Annotated in this window: 1 pseudogene; it reads left to right on the top strand. The window is 47.8% G+C overall.

Annotated features, from left to right (window positions below):
- Positions 1–293: pseudogene (locus HMPREF3016_RS01245) on the top strand (hypothetical protein); the annotation flags it as partial.

The raw sequence follows: 293 nt of genomic DNA, 5'->3' as shown, positions 1-293 counted from the left end.
TTCATTGAGGAAGATGGGTATTGGCAGAATTGTATGAAGCCCTATCTTGAGCGTGAAGGATGGTATATCGCAGAGGTTGACTGTGCTGGGGTGGTAGATGCTCGAGACTTCGGGCGTCGTCTGTTAACAGCTTTGGACTTCGACTGGGACTCTTTCTTGCATGAGTTCGATACAGAGTGGGCTTATGAATACGCTACTGCAGTCGATTGGCTTGATCTGCGTCAGGGGCTGTTTGTGTACTATAAAAACTTTGAGGACGTACTGTCGATGGCAGATCGTCTTGGCAATGATAG

The organism is Rothia sp. HMSC065D02 (assembly GCF_001815285.1).
GTDB classification, from domain to species: domain Bacteria; phylum Actinomycetota; class Actinomycetes; order Actinomycetales; family Micrococcaceae; genus Rothia; species Rothia dentocariosa.
This window is presented reverse-complemented; position numbering and strand designations above follow the sequence as displayed.